17 protein-coding genes are annotated in these 18,367 nt (G+C 65.1%); all 17 read right to left on the bottom strand.

From position 1 onward, the window contains the following. Positions 1-27 precede the first annotated feature (27 nt). The gene (gene nrdF, locus BJQ94_RS01905; protein ID WP_265400651.1) at positions 28-1,002 is read right to left on the bottom strand and encodes a class 1b ribonucleoside-diphosphate reductase subunit beta; all 975 of its coding nucleotides are present in this window, start codon (positions 1,000-1,002) and stop codon (positions 28-30) included. 105 nt (positions 1,003-1,107) lie between these two features. Then, positions 1,108-3,213, bottom strand: coding sequence for a class 1b ribonucleoside-diphosphate reductase subunit alpha (gene nrdE, locus BJQ94_RS01900; RefSeq protein WP_265400735.1), 2,106 nt, complete (start codon positions 3,211-3,213; stop codon positions 1,108-1,110). Positions 3,214-3,248: 35 nt separating this feature from the next. Further along, a complete protein-coding gene (gene nrdI, locus BJQ94_RS01895) occupies positions 3,249-3,731 on the bottom strand; it encodes a class Ib ribonucleoside-diphosphate reductase assembly flavoprotein NrdI (protein WP_265400650.1) in 483 nt (160 codons plus the stop codon). 62 nt (positions 3,732-3,793) lie between these two features. Then, the gene (gene nrdH, locus BJQ94_RS01890; RefSeq protein WP_066592430.1) at positions 3,794-4,027 is read right to left on the bottom strand and encodes a glutaredoxin-like protein NrdH; all 234 of its coding nucleotides are present in this window, start codon (positions 4,025-4,027) and stop codon (positions 3,794-3,796) included. A 404-nt stretch (positions 4,028-4,431) separates the two neighbouring features. Further along, on the bottom strand, positions 4,432-5,499 hold the full coding sequence (locus tag BJQ94_RS01885) for a LacI family DNA-binding transcriptional regulator (RefSeq protein WP_265400649.1): 1,068 nt from the start codon (positions 5,497-5,499) through the stop codon (positions 4,432-4,434). Positions 5,500-5,539: 40 nt separating this feature from the next. Then, a complete protein-coding gene (gene yjfF / locus BJQ94_RS01880) occupies positions 5,540-6,556 on the bottom strand; it encodes a galactofuranose ABC transporter, permease protein YjfF (protein ID WP_265400648.1) in 1,017 nt (338 codons plus the stop codon). Next, a complete protein-coding gene (locus BJQ94_RS01875) occupies positions 6,553-7,596 on the bottom strand; it encodes an ABC transporter permease (RefSeq protein WP_265400647.1) in 1,044 nt (347 codons plus the stop codon). The genes yjfF and BJQ94_RS01875 overlap by 4 nt, the downstream gene beginning before the upstream one ends. Further along, a complete protein-coding gene (locus BJQ94_RS01870) occupies positions 7,593-9,116 on the bottom strand; it encodes a sugar ABC transporter ATP-binding protein (protein ID WP_265400646.1) in 1,524 nt (507 codons plus the stop codon). The genes BJQ94_RS01875 and BJQ94_RS01870 overlap by 4 nt, the downstream gene beginning before the upstream one ends. A gap of 177 nt (positions 9,117-9,293) precedes the next feature. Next, positions 9,294-10,274 carry an ABC transporter substrate-binding protein gene (locus tag BJQ94_RS01865; protein ID WP_265400645.1) on the bottom strand — a complete coding sequence of 327 codons (981 nt, stop codon included), beginning with the start codon at positions 10,272-10,274 and terminating at the stop codon, positions 9,294-9,296. Positions 10,275-10,544: 270 nt separating this feature from the next. Beyond that, complete coding sequence (locus tag BJQ94_RS01860; RefSeq protein WP_265400644.1) at positions 10,545-11,405, bottom strand: hypothetical protein; 861 nt, start codon at positions 11,403-11,405, stop codon at positions 10,545-10,547. Between the two features lie 584 nt (positions 11,406-11,989). Then, a complete protein-coding gene (gene mmsB / locus BJQ94_RS01855; RefSeq protein WP_265400643.1) occupies positions 11,990-13,231 on the bottom strand; it encodes a multiple monosaccharide ABC transporter permease in 1,242 nt (413 codons plus the stop codon). 33 nt (positions 13,232-13,264) lie between these two features. Next, entirely contained in the window at positions 13,265-14,794 is a 1,530-nt protein-coding gene (mmsA, locus tag BJQ94_RS01850; protein WP_265400642.1) for a multiple monosaccharide ABC transporter ATP-binding protein, read from the bottom strand. Positions 14,795-14,879: 85 nt separating this feature from the next. After that, positions 14,880-16,004, bottom strand: coding sequence for a multiple monosaccharide ABC transporter substrate-binding protein (chvE, locus tag BJQ94_RS01845; protein WP_275875537.1), 1,125 nt, complete (start codon positions 16,002-16,004; stop codon positions 14,880-14,882). Between the two features lie 67 nt (positions 16,005-16,071). After that, the gene (locus BJQ94_RS01840) at positions 16,072-16,248 is read right to left on the bottom strand and encodes a hypothetical protein (protein ID WP_265400742.1); all 177 of its coding nucleotides are present in this window, start codon (positions 16,246-16,248) and stop codon (positions 16,072-16,074) included. After that, on the bottom strand, positions 16,245-16,955 hold the full coding sequence (locus BJQ94_RS01835) for an L-ribulose-5-phosphate 4-epimerase (RefSeq protein ID WP_265400641.1): 711 nt from the start codon (positions 16,953-16,955) through the stop codon (positions 16,245-16,247). The genes BJQ94_RS01840 and BJQ94_RS01835 overlap by 4 nt, the downstream gene beginning before the upstream one ends. After that, positions 16,952-17,077, bottom strand: coding sequence for a hypothetical protein (locus BJQ94_RS01830; protein WP_265400640.1), 126 nt, complete (start codon positions 17,075-17,077; stop codon positions 16,952-16,954). Before BJQ94_RS01830 ends, BJQ94_RS01835 begins: the two co-directional genes overlap by 4 nt. A gap of 108 nt (positions 17,078-17,185) precedes the next feature. Further along, a complete protein-coding gene (locus tag BJQ94_RS01825; protein WP_265400639.1) occupies positions 17,186-18,205 on the bottom strand; it encodes a LacI family DNA-binding transcriptional regulator in 1,020 nt (339 codons plus the stop codon). Positions 18,206-18,367: the final 162 nt, after the last annotated feature.

Raw genomic sequence — 18,367 nt, 5'->3', positions numbered from 1 at the left:
TCCGCCCTGTCACCAGTGATTCGAGGGTTAGAAGTCCCAGTCGTCGTCTTCGGTATTGACGGCCTTGCCGATGACGTACGAGGAGCCCGACCCGGAGAAGAAGTCGTGGTTCTCGTCGGCGTTCGGCGACAGGGCCGACAGGATCGCCGGGTTCACGTCGGTGACGGCCTTGGGGAACATGGCCTCGTAGCCGAGGTTCATCAGCGCCTTGTTGGCGTTGTAGTGCAGAAACTTCTTCACGTCTTCGGTCAGGCCGACCTGGTCGTAGAGATCCTGCGTGTACTGCACCTCGTTCTCGTACAGCTCGAACATGAGGTTGAAGGTGTAGTCCTTGATCTCATCCTTGCGCTCCTGCGTGGCGCCCTCGAGACCCTTCTGGAACTTGTAGCCGATGTAGTAACCGTGCACGGCTTCATCCCGGATGATCAGGCGGATGAGGTCGGCCGTGTTGGTGAGGCGGGCGCGGCTGGAGAAGTACATCGGCAGGTAGAAGCCCGAGTAGAACAGGAACGACTCGAGCAGCACCGAGGCGACCTTGCGCTTGAGCGGGTCGTCGCCCTGGTAGTAGTCCATCACGATGGACGCCTTCTTCTGCAGGTTCTCGTTCTCCGTCGACCAGCGGAACGCCTCGTCGATCTCCTTCGTCGACGCGAGGGTCGAGAAGATCGAGGAGTAGCTCTTCGCGTGCACAGACTCCATGAACGCGATGTTCGTGTAGACGGCTTCCTCGTGCGGGGTGATCGCGTCGGGGATCAGCGAAACGGCGCCGACGGTGCCCTGGATGGTGTCGAGCAGGGTAAGGCCGGTGAACACGCGCATGGTGAGCTGCTGCTCCACCGGCGTGAGCTGGTTCCACGACTGCACGTCGTTGGACAGCGGGATCTTCTCCGGCAGCCAGAAGTTGTTGACGAGACGGTTCCAGACCTCAACGTCTTTCTCGTCTTCGATCTTGTTCCAGTTGATCGCGTCAACGTGGGAGACGAGCTTGAGCTTGTCAATCATTTCTTAGTCCTTTGTGGTGATGCACCGTTGGTCGAGCTTGTCGAGATCTCGAGAGTTGCTTGCGTGGTCTCGACAAGCTCGACCACCGATTATGCCGCTGTTACATCAGAGCGCGCAGCTGACGCAGCCCTCAACCTCGGTGCCCTCGAGGGCCATCTGGCGCAGACGAATGTAGTAGATCGTCTTGATGCCCTTCTTCCACGCGTAGATCTGCGCGCGGTTGATGTCGCGGGTGGTGGCGGTGTCCTTGAAGAACAGCGTCAGCGAGAGACCCTGGTCCACGTGCTGCGTCGCCGCGGCGTAGGTGTCGATGACCTTCTCGTAGCCGATTTCGTAGGCATCCTGGTAGAACTCGGTGTTGTCGTTCGTCATGAACGGCGCCGGGTAGTACACGCGGCCGAGCTTGCCTTCCTTGCGGATCTCGATCTTCGAGGCGATCGGGTGGATCGACGCGGTCGAGTTGTTGATGTACGAGATCGACCCGGTCGGCGGCACGGCCTGCAGGTTCTGGTTGTAGATGCCGTGCGCCATGACGGATGCCTTGAGCTCGGCCCAGTCGGCCTGCGTGGGGATTTCGACGTTGGAGTTCGCGAACAGCTCAGCGCCGCGCACGGTGCTGGGTGCCCAGACCTGGTCGGTGTACTTGTCGAAGAAGGCGCCGGAGGCGTAGGTGGAGTTCTCGAAGCCCTCGAAGGTGGTGCCGCGTTCGATGGCGATCTTGTTCGAGGCGCGCAGGGCGTGGAACAGCACCGTGTAGAAGTAGATGTTGGTGAAGTCGATGCCCTCTTCGCTGCCGTAGTACACCCGCTCACGAGCGAGGTAGCCGTGCAGGTTCATCTGGCCCAGGCCGATGGCGTGCGACTTGTCGTTGCCGCTCTCGATCGAACGCACCGACGCGATGTGGCTCTGGTCGGAGACGGCGCTGAGGCCGCGGATGGCGGTGTCGACGACCCGGCCGAAGTCGGGCGCATCCATCGCCAGCGCGATGTTCATCGAACCGAGGTTGCAGGAGATGTCCTTGCCGATGGTGTCGTAGGAGAGGTCCTCGTTGTACGTGGTCGGGGTGTTGACCTGGAGGATCTCCGAGCACAGGTTCGACATGTTGATGCGGCCCTGGATCGGGTTCGCCTTGTTCACGGTGTCTTCGAACATGATGTACGGGTAGCCGGACTCGAACTGGATCTCGGCGAGGGTCTGGAAGAAGTCGCGGGCCTTCATCTTGGACTTCTTGATGCGCGGGTCGTCGACCATCTCGTGGTACTTCTCGGAGACCGAGATGTCGGCGAACGGCACGCCGTAGACGCGCTCCACGTCGTACGGGGAGAACAGGTACATGTCTTCGTTGTTCTTGGCCAGCTCGAAGGTGATGTCCGGGATGACCACGCCGAGGGAGAGGGTCTTGATGCGGATCTTCTCGTCGGCGTTCTCACGCTTGGTGTCGAGGAAGCGCATGATGTCGGGGTGGTGCGCCTGCAGGTACACCGCACCGGCACCCTGACGGGCACCGAGCTGGTTGGCGTAGCTGAAGGAGTCTTCGAGAAGCTTCATCACGGGGATGATGCCGCTGGACTGGTTCTCGATCTGCTTGATCGGAGCGCCGGACTCACGGATGTTGGAGAGCAGCAGGGCCACGCCGCCGCCGCGCTTGGACAGCTGCAGCGAGGAGTTGATGCCGCGGGAGATGGACTCCATGTTGTCTTCGATGCGGAGCAGGAAGCAGGAGACGAGCTCGCCGCGCTGGGCCTTGCCGGAGTTGAGGAAGGTGGGGGTCGCGGGCTGGAAGCGGCCGGCGATGATCTCCTCGACGAGCGCGATCGCGAGCTCTTCGTCACCCTGGGCGAGGCCGAGGGAGGTCATCACGACACGGTCTTCGAAGCGCTCGAGGTAGCGCTTGCCGTCGAACGTCTTCAGCGTGTAGGAGGTGTAGTACTTGAACGCGCCGAGGAAGGTCTGGAAGCGGAACTTCTTCGAGTACGCCAGGTCGTTCAGCTTGGTGATGAACTCGAAGCTGTACAGGTCGAGAACGGCCTGCTCGTAGTACTCCTTCTCCACCAGGTAGTCGAGGCGCTCACGCAGCGAGTGGAAGAACACCGTGTTCTGGTTCACGTGCTGCAGGAAGAACTCCCGGGCAGCTTCGCGGTCCTTGTCGAACTGGATCTCCCCGCTCGGGCCATACAGGTTGAGCATGGCGTTGAGGGAGTGATAGTCCATGTCCAGCCCGGAGGGCGGGCTGATCGGGGTGACCTTCACGGCTGTTGCTTCCAAAATTCTTCCAATCCTTCGTGAACGGTGGCTACGTCGTCCGGTGTGCCGAATACTTCAAAGCGATACAGATGGGGCACACCGCATTTTTGCGCGATGATGTCCCCGGCCAGGCAGAATGCCTCACCGAAATTCGTGTTGCCGGCGCCGATGACGCCGCGGATTAGCGAGCGGTTGCGCTCGTCGTTCAGAAAGCGGATGACCTGGCGCGGCACGGCCGGCCCCAGGTTGCCGCCGCCGTAGGTGGGCAGGACGAGTACGAACGGATGCCGGGCGACGAGCGGCGCATCCTTGGGGTAGAGCGGGATGCGCGCGGCCGGGCGGCCGAGCTTCTCGACGAACCTCTTGGTGTTGCCCGAGATGCTCGAGAAGTAGATGATGTCGACCGTGCCGGCGTCGGTCTCGGTCGGCGCAGTGGCGATCGCACTTCCGGACGACTCGCGAGTGGAATCAGCCTGAAGCAGCATGGGTCCCCTTTTCGTGCGAGTTGTGCGGTCGAGCGGTCGGCGCCCCCCAGGCGCTGTGGGGGTTACGCCAGACGGGCGGCGAGCTCGTTGATCTTGTCGGGACGGAAGCCCGACCAGTGGTCCTCGTCGGTGATGACGACGGGGGCCTGCAGGTAGCCGAGCGCCTTGACGGCCTCGAGTGCGTTCTCGTCGGCCGACAGGTCGAGGATGTTGTACTCGATGCCCTTGTTGTCCAGGGCGCGGTAGGTCGCGGTGCACTGCACGCAGGACGGCTTGGTGTAAACGGTGATTGCCATCTGATGAGGCCTCTCGTGTCGTTCTCGTCGTTCATGACCGTGGGCAAAGCTGTGCGGCGGAGCTGTACAGAAATCCTGGTGAAGACGTGATGGAAACATGTGTGAAATGCACTCGAAAAGTGCGAAGTTCTGGGTGGTGCTTTGTGTCTGTGCTTGAACTTCAATACTACATCTAGTGATTGCAGATAGGAACAGCCACTACATGGGGGAATTACAATTATGTACTTATCCACCGACATTCCACCGGTTGTCAACAGGCCGACCCGCGCAAAAGCCGCAGAATCCCGCGGGTCGAGCACAAGTTATCCACAGGCAGCCGGATCCTGTTTTTTCGGTCTGTGGAATTCGCGCCGGGCGCGTCGGAGCCGGCCCGGGCGGGCTCGGGCTGCGTCTGGCGGGTCGGGTCAGGGTCGCGGCGGCGCCGTCGAGGCGCGCACGACCAGCTCGGGCACCGTCGGCGGCACGCCCGGCGCATCCTCGTCGGCCAGAACGGCCAGCAACGTGAGCATGATGTCCCGGCCGAGTCCGTCGAAGTCCTGCCGCATGGTCGTGAGCGGCGGCGCGAAATAGGCCGACTCTGGGATGTCGTCGAAGCCGATCACGCTCACGTCGTCCGGAACCGCGAACCCGTGGTCGGCGAGAGCGTGCACGAGGCCGAGCGCCATCTGGTCGTTGCCGGCGAACACCGCCGTGAAGTCCAGCGGCCCGCCGTGCTCGGCCAGCACACTGCCGAACCCGAACCCGCTGGCCGGCGACCAGTCCCCCACCATCGGCTCCACCACGGCCAGCCCCCGGGCGACCAGTTCGTCGCGCCAGCCGCGTACCCGTTCGGTGGCATCCACCGAGTCGGCCGGTCCGGCCAGGTGGCGGATGCGGGTGTGCCCCAGCCCGGCGAGGTGGGCCACGGCTGCCCTGGCTCCGTGGTACTGGTCGATGGCCACGCTGTGGAACCCGCTGCGGCCGCTGGACTCCACGTTGATCAGCGGCACCCCGAGCTCGATCCCCTGCACGGCGTCGAGGGCGCCGCGGTGCGCGGCGATCAGGACGATCGCCTCCACGTTCTGCCGCAGCAGCAGTTCCACGGCGGAGTGCAGTGACTCCGGGTCGGACTTGAGCATGCTCGCCATGCTCACGGCGTAGCGGGCAGACCTGGCGGCCTCGTTGAAGTTGAGCACGGCGCTGGACGGACCGTAGTCCGGCCCGCCGGTGGTGATCAGTCCGATGGTGCGGGACCTGCGGGTGACCAGTGCCCGCGCGGCAGGCGACGGGCGGTAATTGAGGGCGGCGATGGCCTTCTCCACCCGTTGCCGGGTTGCCGGGCGCACATTGGGCAGATCGTTGAGCACCCTGGAGACGGTCTGGTGCGAGACGCCGGCGAGCCGGGCCACGTCGAAGATCGTCGCGACGCGCGCCTTGTCGTCGTCCGTCACACGCACCTCCTGCAGCCGGTGCGACCGCACCGAGGCGCCCATTGCGGCGCACTCCTATTCTCCCGACAGAACACCGCTCGTTTTACCGCCGCAGCGTCGTGAGCAGGCGCTGCAACACGATGAACACCAGCAGCAGGGCGCCGATGACGATCTTGGTCCACCACGAGCTCAGGGTGCCCTCGAAGCTGATGATGGTCTGGATGATGCCCAGCACCAGCACGCCGAGCACGGAGCCGAGAATGAACCCGGACCCGCCGGTGAGCAGGGTGCCGCCGATCACGACGGCGGCGATCGCATCCAGTTCCATCCCCACCGCGGTGAGGCTGTAGCCGGACAGCGTATAGAAGGTGAAGAGCACACCGCCGAGCGCCGAGCAAAACCCGCTGATCACGTACACGAGAACCCGGGTACGGGCCACGGGCAGGCCCATCAGCATCGCGGACTGGCCGCCGTTGCCGATGCCGTAGACGGTGCGGCCGGTGCGCGTGTAGTGCAGCACGAAGAACGCGATGCCCACCACCACGAGGGCGATGATCACGCTGGGCGTGATCATCAGTCCCGGTCCAAGGGGGATGCGGGTCTGCGCCATTTCGACGAAGAACGGGTCGGTGATCGAGATGGAGTTGAGGCTGATCACGTAGCAGAGCCCGCGGGCCAGGAACATGGCGGCGAGGGTGGCGATGAACGGCTGGATCTCGAAGAAGTGGATGACCAGGCCCACCAGCATCCCGAGGGTGGAGCCCACGATCAGCACGATCACGATCACCACGAGCGGCGGCCAGCCGGCCCGGAGCAGTGACGCGGCGATCATGGTGGACAGCGCGACGACCGACCCCACCGACAGGTCGATGCCGCCGGTGAGGATCACGAACGTCATGCCGACCACGAGCACCAGCAGGAAGGAGTTGTCGATCAGCAGGTTGAGCAGCATCTGCACCGAGAGGAAGCCGCGGTACCGGGTGGCGCCGATGCCCCACATGGCGATGAGGAGAGCCAGGGTGACGAGCACCGGGGTGTACCGGGAGCCGAGGGTGAAGCGGCGGCGCGGCGTACCGAACCTGGAGCGCGCGGTGGGCGGGTCGATGGTGCGGATGCTCATGAGAGGACCCCTCCTGTAGCTGTCGTGACGGGTCTGCGGCGCAGTGCGCCGAGGCGGGTCTGCAGGGCGGGCGACTGCAGCAGGCACACGATGATCACCACGAGAGCCTTGAACACCAGGGTGATCTCCGGGGCGATGCCCACCGTGTAGACCGTGGTGGTGAGGGTCTGGATGATCGCCGCGCCGATCAGGGTGCCGCCGAGCGAGTAGCGCCCGCCGGCCAGGGAGGTGCCGCCGATCACCACGGCGAGGATGGCGTCCATCTCGATCCACAGGCCGGCGTTGTTGGCGTCGGCGGCGGTCACGTTGGAGCTGATCATCAGTCCGGCGATTCCGGCGCAGAGCCCGCTGAAGATGTAGACCATCCAGATGATGCTGCGGCTGCGCACCCCGGCGATGCGGCTGGCCTGCGGGTTGATGCCCACCGACTCGATCAACAGCCCGAGCGCCGTCTTGCGGGTGAGCAGCGCGGCGAGCGCGAACATGCCCAGGGCGATGATGATCGAGGCGGGCAGCGCGAGCCAGTAGCCGCCGCCGATCACCTTGTACGGTGCCGAGTTGATCGTGATGATCTGACCCTCGGTGATGAGCATCGCGAGTCCCCGGCCCGCGGTCATCAGGATGAGCGTGGCGATGATGGGCTGGATGCCGATCACCGAGACCAGGAAACCGTTCCAGGCGCCGAGCACGAGGGCCAGCACGATGGAGATGCCCACGGCGACGAGCACCGTCGTGGGGCTGTTCGGGTCGGATGACCCGGCGATGATCGAGCAGGCCAGCGCACCGGAGATGGCGACGACGGCGCCCACCGACAGGTCGATGCCGCGGGTGGCGATCACCAGGGTCATGCCCAGCGCCACCAGCAGGGTCGGCGCGCCGTTGCGGAGGATGTCGACCAGGCTTCCGAAGAGGTGGCCGTCCTGCAGCCGGATGGAGAAGAATGCGGGGTAGACGGCCACGTTGAGCACGAGCAGGGCCAGCAGGGTGGTGATCGGCCAGAACAGGCGGTTCTTGAGGGCCTTGGCCACGGTGGCGTTCATGATTCTGCTCCGCTCGCGATGAGGGTCATGACCTGGCCCACGGTGACGTCGTCGTTGGTGATGTCGGCCACCTTCTGCCGGTCGCGCATCACCACGATGCGGTGGCTGAGCCGCAGCACCTCCTCCAGCTCCGCCGAGATGAAGACCACCGACATCCCGTTCTCGGCCAGGTCGGCGACGAGTTTCTGGATCTCGGCCTTGGCGCCCACGTCGATGCCGCGGGTGGGTTCGTCCAGAATCAGCAGCCGAGGGGCGACGGCCAGCCAACGGGCCAGGAGCACCTTCTGCTGGTTGCCGCCGGAGAGGTTCTTCACGATGGCATCCGGGTCGGGTGGGCGGATGTTGAGGGCCTGGATGTAGCTGGCGGCGAGTTCGTCCTGGCGTTTCTTCGGGATCCGCCGGAACCAGCCGCGGTCGGCCTGCAGGGCGAGCACGATGTTGTCGCGCACGCTGAGGTCTTCGATGATGCCCTCGCTGCGGCGGTTCTCCGAGGAGTAGGCGATGCGGGACTTCAGCGCCAGGCGCGGGGTGCGCAGCCGGCGGGCGCGCCCGCCGACCCTGAGCTCACCGTGGTCGGGCCGGTCCGCGCCGGAGAGCAGGCGAGCCAGTTCGGTGCGGCCGGAGCCGAGCAGCCCGGCCAGGCCCACCACCTCGCCCTCGTACACGCTGAGGTCGACGGGCGCGATGGAGCCCTTGCGGCCCAGCCCGATGGCCTGCACGAAGGGCTCCTCCTCGCTCTGCTCACTGATCGGCGCGCGGGCCTTGCGGTCGAGGTCGGAGAGCACGGCGATGTCCTTGCCGATCATCTTGTGCACCAGCTCGATGCGCAGGATCTCGTCGGTGAGGTACTCGCCCACGAGCTGGCCGTTGCGCAGCACCGTGAGCCGGTCGGAGATCTCGTAGACCTGCTCGAGGAAGTGCGAGACGAACAGGATCGCCACGCCATCCTCTTTCAGCGAGCGGATGACCCGGAACAGTTCGGAGACCTCGTCGACATCCAGGCTCGAGGTCGGTTCGTCGAGGATGAGCACCTTGGCCTGCACGTCGATGGCGCGGGCGATGGCCACGAGCTGCTGCACGGCCAGGGAGTGCGAACCCAGCTGGGAGGCCGGGTCGATGTCGAGGTTGAGGCCGTCGAGGATCTCGGCGGACCGGGCGCGCATGGCCCGCCAGTCGATGGCGGCGCCGCGGCGCGGTTCCCGGCCGAGCATGATGTTCTCGGCCACCGAGAGGTTGGTGAGCAGGTGCACCTCCTGGTACACCGTGCTGATACCGGCCTCCTGCGCCTGGGCGGGCCCGGTGATCACGAGCGGATTGCCGTCGAGCAGGATGGTGCCGGAGTCGATCGGGTAGACGCCGGTGAGCGCCTTGATCATGGTGGACTTGCCGGCGCCGTTCTCCCCCATCAGCGAGTGCACCTCGCCGGGGAACATCCGGAAGTTCACCCTGTCGAGTGCCTTCACGCCGGGGAACGAGATGGAGATGTTCGTCATGTCGACGACGGGGGCCTGAGTGGTCATGCCTGGCTCTCTTCATTGAGACGGATGTCGGGCGGTGGTGCCGTGTGCGCCGCACAGCGGGCCGGCCCGAGGGGGCGCCGGCCCGCGGTGAGCGGGTGGATCAGTCATCCTGGTGCGGTGTGGCAGTGGAGCGGTAGTGCGGTGGAGCCGTGGTGCGTTGCGTCGGGTGGCGCCGATCTAGTACTGGCGGTCCGGCAGTGCGGCGATCGCTTCTTCCTGCGTGAAGGTGGTTTCCTCCGTGACAATACGGGCGTCGACGTCTTCGCCGGCCACCACCTTGTTCACGATCTCCACGAGCTGCTTGCCGAGCAGCGGCGAGCACTCCACGATGTAGTTGATCTTGCCATCGGCCAGGGCCTGCATGCCGTCTTTGACAGCGTCGATCGTGACGATCTTCACGTCAACGCCCGGCTTGAGGCCGGCCGCCTCGATGGCCTCGATCGCACCCAGGCCCATGTCGTCGTTGTGTGCGTAGATCAGGTCGACGTCGGGGTTGGACTTCAGCAGCGCCTCGGTCACCTGCTTGCCGCCGGAACGGGTGAAGTCACCCGTCTGGCTGGCCACGATCTCGAACTTCGGGTCGCTGCCGATCACATCGGCGAAACCCTCTGCCCGGTCGATGGCCGGTGCGGATCCCGTGGTGCCCTCGAGCTGGATGATCTTGACGGCGTCGGCGTCGGCGAACTCCTCAGTCACCCATTCCCCGGCCTTCTTGCCCTCTTCGACGAAGTCGGAGCCGAGGAAGGACACATAGAGAGACTTGTCGGCGGAGTCCACCGAGCGGTCGGTCAGCACCACGGGGATGCCGGCGTCCTTGGCTTCCTTGAGCACGGTGTCCCAGCCCGATTCCACCACCGGGGAGAACGCGATGACGTCCACGCCCTGTTGGATATAGGAGCGGATGGCCTTGATCTGGTTCTCCTGCTTCTGCTGGGCATCGGAGAACTTCAGTTCGATACCCGCGTCGGCGAATGCCGCCTGGATGTCCTTCGTGTTGGCCGCGCGCCAGCCGCTCTCGGCGCCCACCTGGGAGAATCCGACGATCAGGTCTTCGGCCGCCGGCGCTTCGCCGGAGCCCGATGTGTCGGCCGCCGCTGAACATCCGGCCAGGGCCAGGAGCATCGCTCCCGCAGCCGCCATTCCAATGATTTTCTTCATGTAACCAAACCTCCTTGTTTAGTTCCCGGTGGTGAACGTGCTGCGTGCCTTGGCACCGGGGATCAGGCCATTCTGATCTTTCAGGAATGTTAGCGCTCACAAGTTAGCGCTCACAACCCCCAAAACATGCCAATTTCATGGCGTCCGCTCGACACACGCTCAACCCTCGCGGCACGCCTCAGTCCCGGCGGCACGGGTACGTCCCGGTGGCACGCGCTGCAATGCGGGCCGCCGAGCCGAACACGTGCCGTGAGCGGATGCGGCGGCGCGTCAAGCGCGCGGCACGCCCCGCTCGGTGAGGAATGCGTGGAAGCGGGTGGGCGAGAGCGCCAGCTCCCACCCCCACCGGTCGAAGCTGGAGACCCGCGCACGCAACGCATCTTCGCGTCGCTTCTCCTGCCACACCACCGACCCCGGATCTCGGTCGCCCAGCACGGGACCGCTGCCGTATTTGAGGAACCCGTCGAACTCGCCGATCTTCAGCACGCGGCGCCACCAGAAATCCACGAAGGCGTTGCCGCCGAGGATGTTGGGGAAGCACACCTGCAACTCCGGCACCTCGAAGCCGAGCTGGAAGATCCGCACCCGGCTGAGCGTCTCCCCCGGGTTGGCCGAAAGCGGGTTCGCGAATGCAATCGCCTGCTCCGCCTGCCGCCGGCCCGTCCGCGGGTTCACCACCTCAAGCTCTGTGTACAGGTCCGCCTTAGTCAGCGCCGGTCGGGCTCCAAAAACCTGGCCGCGGCCAGCTCGACTCCCGTCGGCGCGCTCCTGCTCGACGCGCAGCGCGTGGTCCAGCATCGTCACGCCCACCAGCAAGGAGGATGAGGACGCCACGTCCACCAGCGTGCGCGCCAGCGTAGTGACCTGACAACCGTCGATGGTCTCCACAGCGTCGGGCCGCGTGCCCCGGTGAGCGATGGTTGCCCGGGTAGAGCTGCCTCCGCCGGCATCGGGAGTGCTGGTGTGCACGCTGGCAGGCCACGCCCCGATGATCGGCAGGCCGTGCAGCACCGCCGCGGACTGGTGCGACAGCACGGGCGAGCGTTCGGCCGCCAGCACGGTCGCCCGCACCAGCAAGCGGTAACGCTCGTTCGCATCCGCGCTCCGCCAGCGCTCAGCCGCGACATACACGCCGCGTCGGATGTTGGTCAGCGCACCCTCCGCACACAGCTGCTGAATACCCCGCCGCGAGATACCGGCCTCCAGTAGCGCGCCGGCCGGAAGTAGTCCGCCGTACCGAGCACCCACGATCTCGGCGAGAGCCAGACGGGCGAGTCTGTGGCGTGCTCTCCCCCCGCCGTCGAGGGGGCGGCTGGGCGCGTGGTGACTGGTGAAGGTTGGCCATACGCCAGCGTCCCTCGATGCCGCCACGATGGGATGGTCCAGCTACAGCCCGGTGCTGCACTCGCCCACCACTTCCCTGTGGAGGACCAGCTGATTCCCGCCTCCCGCTTACCCGGAGACTCACCGCCCCGCCGAATCAAGCTCTCCCCAGCGGCGCTCAGCCGCGGCGCTCAGCCGCGGTGGCACTCGTTCGTCCCGGCGGCACTAGTTCGCCCGCCCGCGGCACTAGTTCACGCCGGCGGCACGCGTACGTACCCGTGCCCTCGGGCCTAACTAGTGCCGCGAGGGCGGGCGGAGGCGCGGAAAAGCCGCCGGCCCCGCATCCGTAGAGAGGAAGCGGGGCCGGCGGCCGGATGGAGCAGGTGCAGCGGCTAGCGGCCGCCGGAGCGACGCTTGTTGTAGACGTCGAAGGCCACGGCCAGGAGGAGCACGAGGCCCTTCACGGCCTGCTGCCACTCGATGCCGATGCCCATGATCGACATGCCGTTGTTCAGCACACCGATGATCAGACCACCGATGATGGCGCCACCGATGGTGCCGACACCACCCTGCACGGCCGCGCCACCGATGAAGGCGGCGGAGATGGCCTCGAGCTCGAAGCCGTCACCGGCCTTCGGGCCGGCCAGGTTGAGGCGGGCGGTGAAGATCAGGCCGGCCAGGGCAGCGAGCACGCCCATGTTCACGAACAGCCAGAACGTCACGTTGCGGGTCTTCACACCGGAGAGCTCAGCGGCGTGCAGGTTGCCACCGATCGCGTAGATGTGACGGCCGAAGACGCTGCGGTTCATGATGATGCCGTAGACCAGCACCAGCACGGCGAGCACGATCAGGGTGACCGGGATGCCCTTGTAGGAGGCGAGGGCGTAGGCGAACAGGCCGATGCCGGCGGTGATGAGCACGAGCTTGGCGATGAACCAGGCGAGCGGCTCCACCTCCTGGCCGTACGAGGCGCGACCACGACGGGTGCGCACCTGCTGCACGATCAGGGCGATGATGGCCAGCGCGGCGACACCGAGCGTGAGCGGGTCCAGTTCGAACTCGCCGAAGATGTCCGTGAGGAAGCCGTTGCCCAGGGCGCGGTACTCGGCCGGGAACGAGCCGATGTTCGCGTTGCCGAGGACCACGAGCGCGAGGCCGCGGAAGATCAACATGCCGGCCAGCGTCACGATGAAGGCCGGGATGCCGACGAAGGCGATCCAGAAGCCCTGCCAGACACCCACGAGGGCGCCGACCAAGAGCGACAGGATGATCGACAGCCACCAGGGCAGGCCCCAGGTCACGGCGAACACACCGGATACGGCGCCGACGAAGGCGGCGACCGAACCGACCGACAGGTCGATGTGGCCGGCGATGATGACCATCACCATGCCCACCGCGAGAACGAGAATGTACCCGTTCTGCACGATCAGGTTGGAGATGTTCTGCGGCCGCAGCAGGATGCCGTCGGTCAGGACGCTGAACAGCACAACCACCACGATGAGCGCGATGAAGATACCGTTCTTGCCGAGGTCGGTGACGACATGGCTGAGCCAGGCCCCCACCTTGGAGTTGCTGGGATTGACTTGCGCGCCTGCGGCCGTGTTGCTCGCCGGCTTGGTGTCGAGATCACTCATTTTGACGTTTCTCCTATTCCGATAGCGCCGACGCTAACGGGCCTTTTCCATGGTCATGTGCTTGATGAGGGTTTCCGGGGTGGCATCGTCGATGGGGAATTCTCCCGTGATGCGCCCCTCGGAAAGGGTGTAGATGCGGTCGCAGATACCGATCAATTCCGGCAGCTCCGACGAGATCACGATGACGCCCTTGCCCTGTGCCGCGAGGGCGTTGATGATCGCGTAGATCTCATACTTGGCTCCAACGTCGATGCCGCGGGTGGGCTCGTCGAGGATCAGCACGTCGGGGTTCGAGTAGATCCATTTCGACAGCACGACCTTCTGCTGGTTGCCACCGGAGAGCTTCCCGGTTTTGGCCAGCACCGTCGGCGCCTTGATGTTCATGCTCGTGCGGTACTCGTTGGCGATCTTGAACTCTTCGTTGTCGTCGACCAGACCGCCCTTGACGAGCTTGCCGAGGGACGCCATCGAGATGTTGCGCTTGATGTCCTCGATGAGGTTGAGCCCGTAGGTCTTGCGGTCTTCGGTGGCGTACGCGATGCCGTTGTCGATCGCCTCGGTCACCGTGCGGGTCTTGATCTCCTTGCCGGCCTTGAACACCTTGCCGCTGATGCGGCTGCCGTAGGTGCGACCGAACAGGCTCATCGCGAACTCGGTGCGCCCGGCGCCCATCAGTCCGGCGATGCCGACGATCTCGCCGCGGCGAACGTTCAGGTTGACGTTGTCGACCATCACTCGGCTCGGGTCCTGGGGGTGGTGAGCGGTCCAGTCCTCCACCCGCAGGATCTCCTCGCCGATGTTCGGCGTGTGATCCGGGTAGCGGTGTTCGAGGTCACGGCCGACCATGTCCTTGATGATGCGGTCTTCGGTGACCTCCTGCTTGGCGATCGTCTCGATGGCCTTGCCATCGCGGATGACCGTGACGGCGTCGGAGACCTTCTTGATCTCGTTCAGCTTGTGGCTGATGATGATCGACGTGATGCCCTGGCCCTTGAGGTGCAGCATCAGGTTGAGCAGGTGGTCGGAGTCCTCGTCGTTGAGGGCGGCCGTCGGCTCGTCCAGGATGAGTAGCTTCACACGCTTGGAGAGCGCCTTGGCGATCTCCACGAGCTGCTGCTTGCCGACACCGATGTCCATGATCTTGGTGGTCGGGTTTTCACGCAGGCCCACGCGGGCGAGGAGTTTGACGGCCTCGCTGTTGGTCTTGTTCCAGTCGATGAGGCCGAGGGCGCCACGCTGTTCGTTGTTGAGGAAGATGTTCTCCGCAATGGAGAGGTAGGGACTCAGTGCGAGTTCCTGGTGGATGATGACGATGCCCTTGGCTTCGCTGTCCCGAATGTCTTTGAATTCAACGACTTCGTCTTCGAAGACGATGTCGCCGGTGTAGGTGCCGTGCGGGTACACACCGCTGAGCACCTTCATCAACGTGGACTTGCCCGCGCCGTTCTCACCACAGATGGCGTGAACTTCGCCGCGTGCGACGTTGAGCGTCACGTCCTGCAGCGCCTTGACGCCGGGGAAGGTCTTGGTAATACCGCGCATCTCGAGGATGTTGGTGGTCACGTGCGTTCCTTTCTGAGGTCTATCCGTTGAAGTGACCGGCCGGCGGGACGAGACGCCCCGCCGGCCGGTCACGAACACGTGACTCTTAGCCGTCGATCTCGGCCTGGGTCCAGTAGCCGCTGTCAACCAGCTGCTCCGTGATGTTGTCCTTGACCACGATCGCGGAGTCGAGGAGGTAGGAGTCCACAACCTTCACGCCGTTGTCGTAGTCGGTGGTGTTGTTGATCTCCGGCTTGTCACCGTTGAGCAGGGCGAGGGTCATCGAGACGGCGACCTCGGCCAGCTTGCGGGTGTCCTTGAAGATGGTGGCGTACTGCTCACCAGCAACGATGGCCTTGACCGAGTCGAGCTCGGCGTCCTGGCCGGAGATGACGGGCCAGGCGTCGCCCAGCGAGTAGCCGGCGCCCTCGAGGGCAGAGATGATGCCTCGGGAGATGCCGTCGTACGGGGAGAGCACGCCGTTGACGACGCTGCCGTCAGAGTACGTCGACGTCAGGATGTTCTCCATCCGGCTCTGTGCCTCTTCACCGTCCCAACGCAGGGTTGCGACCTGCTCGATGTCGGTCTGGCCGCTCTTGACAACGATGGTCTTGTCGTCGATCAGCGGCTGGAGGACATCCATCGCGCCGTCGTAGAAGAAGAACGCGTTGTTGTCATCGAGCGAGCCGGCGAACAGCTCGACGTTGAACGGGCCGGCCGGGGCGCCGTCGATGGGCGTTCCGTCCAGCTCGACCAGGCCGAGGCCGTTGAGGAGGGACCAGGCCTGCTGCTGGCCGACCTTGAAGTTGTCGAACGAGGCGTAGTAGCTGACGTTCTCGGTGTCGCGGATCAGGCGGTCGTAGGCGATGACGGGGATGTCGGCGTCTGCGGCGTCCTGGAGCACGCTGGTGAGGGTGGTGCCGTCGATCGAGGCGACGATCAGGGCCTCCGCACCCTTGGTGATCATGTTCTCGATCTGCGATACCTGGGTGGGGATGTCGTCCTCTGCGTACTGCAGGTCGACCTTGAAACCCTCGGCTTCGAGCTGTTCCTTGACGGCGTTACCGTCGTTGATCCAGCGCTCGGAGGACTTCGTGGGCATCGCGACGCCAACAAGTCCGCCGTCGCCGGCGCCCGAGCTGGAGTCGTCTCCGCCGCCGCTGGAGCAGGCAGCCAGGGAGATGACCATGGCTCCGGCAGCCAGGGTTGCGAGGAAAGCTTTCTTCTTCACTGTGGTTCCTTTCGTATTTTCTATCGACATTGATGTCAAATCGGTGAAGCGAATGTGATGCGTGTGATTACAGGCCGTGCGCCAGGCGGTGGTCCGCCTGGTTCCAGCGCACCGCGCGGGTGGAGTCCCGCAGGGTGGTGGTCTTTTCGATCAGGAGAAGCTCGGTGTGAGCGTCCCGTGAGAAATCGTGGGGGTGGGCGGCGTCGGCCAGGCGGCGGGATGCGGCGGCCGGGAAGGCCATCACTTCAGTGCTCCCTGCGGCGCTTGCCCGTAGACGTTCTGGTAACGGTTGAAGAGCGAGTCGATCGCGTCCTGCGGGATGGGCAGCAGTTCGCCGCCCTGACGCGCGATCTGCACGGTGCGGGCGACGTCTTCGACCATCACGGCCGCCTTGACCGCGTCGCGGGCATCCTTGCCAATGGTGAACGGACCGTGGTTCTGCATCAGCACCGCGCGGGAGCGGTGCCCGGTGAGCGCCTCGACGATGCCCTGGCCGATGGTGTCGTCGCCGATGATCGCAAACCGGCCGACCGGGATCGGGCCGCCGAATTCATCCGCCATGGCCGTGATGACGCAGGGGATCTCTTCGCCCCTGGCCGCCCACGCGGTGGCGTAGGTGGAGTGGGTGTGCACAACGCCGCCGACCTCCGGCATGTGCCGGTAGACGTAGGCGTGCGCGGCGGTGTCGCTGGACGGGGCGCGGTCAGAGCCCGGCGTCTCCGGCACGACGACGCCGTCGAGGTCGCAGAGGATCATGTTCTCGGGGGCCAGGTCGGCGTAGTCGACGCCGGAGGGCTTGATCACGAAGAGGTCGGCGCCGGGCACGCGGCCGGAAACATTGCCGCCGGTCCAGACGACGAGACCGTTGCTGGTGAGTTCGCCGTGCAGGCGGGCGATCTCTGCTCGGACGCGGGCGACAGCCACCTCGATCTGTGGGCCGAAGGTGCTCATGCGGCCACCGCCGCTGACGTGGCGGCGGCCGTGGGCTGCGCGGGGGTCATGCTCACAGGATCGACTTCCTTGTCTGGGGTAATGCGGGTGATGCTGAAGTTGGGGTGAATGTGAACGGTCACATTGCTGACCTCATGTTAGCCGTATCGGGGAAAGATCTGTCAAGTCCGGATGGTCACTTTTAGGTAACGCCCTCGATCGGGGTCCGGCGAGGCCGATTCGCCTGTCGGTCAGAACGCCGGCGGACCCGTCGACGAGCGCACGATGAGCGCGGGAATGATGGCGTTGCGGTCCTCCACCGGTCCGGCGGTGATGTCGTCCAGAAGCAGGGCGATGCAGCGTTTGCCCAGTTCGGCGAAGTCCTGCCGCACTGTCGTGAGGGGCGGCCAGAAATGTGCCGCTTCCGGAATATCATCGAATCCGACCACGCTGACGTCGCCGGGGATGTCGAGGCCGGCGTCGCGAATCGCGTGCATCAGCCCCAGAGCCATCTGGTCGTTCGAGGAGAAGATCGCGGTGAAGTCCCGCACCCGCAGAAGTTCCCGACCGGCGTAGTAGCCGAAGTCAGCGGTCCAGTCACCGAGGATGGGCGCCGTCGTCGGCACATCCATCGCCCCCATCTCGTCAAGGAACCCGCGCATACGCGCCTCGGCCTCGATCCAGTCCTGGGGGCCCGCCAGATGGTAGATGCTGCGGTGCCCGAGGTCGATGAGATGCCGGGTGGCCAGGCGCGCGCCGGCGATCTGGTCGACGGAGAGGCCATGATCGTTCAGCCGGCCGGTGGACTGCAGAGTCACGTACGGCACCGAGATAGACAGCTGCTCGAGCACGTCGAAGACCCGCATCTGCGGGGCTATCACCACGATCCCCTCCACCGATTGCAGCATCAGGTGGTCGAGGGCGGCCTCGATCGACTCCGGGTCCACGGAGGTGAGGTTGGCCGTGTTCACGTAGTAGCCGGCATCCCTGGCGGCATCCTGGATCGCCGCGATGCTACTGGCCGGCCCGTACTGCGAACTCGACGCCGAGAGCACACCGATGGTGCGCGAGGTGCCGCGGGAGAGCGCCCTGGCCGCCCGGTTGGGGCGGTACTGCAGGTCGTCCATCACCTGCTGCACCCTGGCCTTGGTCGACTCGCGGATGCTGGGGTGGTTGTTGAGCACCCGGGAGACGGTCTGGTGCGAGACCCCGGCAAGGCGCGCCACATCCCGGATGCTGGGTGCGCGACTCTTGGGCAGATCAGCTGACACGGGGAAAGGCCTCGTTTGAATGTGCACGGTCACAAATGTGGCCGCAGGTCAATTATGCACGCGAGCGGCCCGCGGGGAATGCGCGGTGTGACAGTCACATGAGTGGGCAGCAAGCAGGCCGACGCAATGTGACTGTCACATCCGGGAGGGCACCGGCCCATC

It is taken from the genome of Cryobacterium sp. SO2 (assembly GCF_026151165.2).
In the GTDB taxonomy this organism is placed as follows: Bacteria; Actinomycetota; Actinomycetes; order Actinomycetales; family Microbacteriaceae; genus Cryobacterium.
This window is presented reverse-complemented; position numbering and strand designations above follow the sequence as displayed.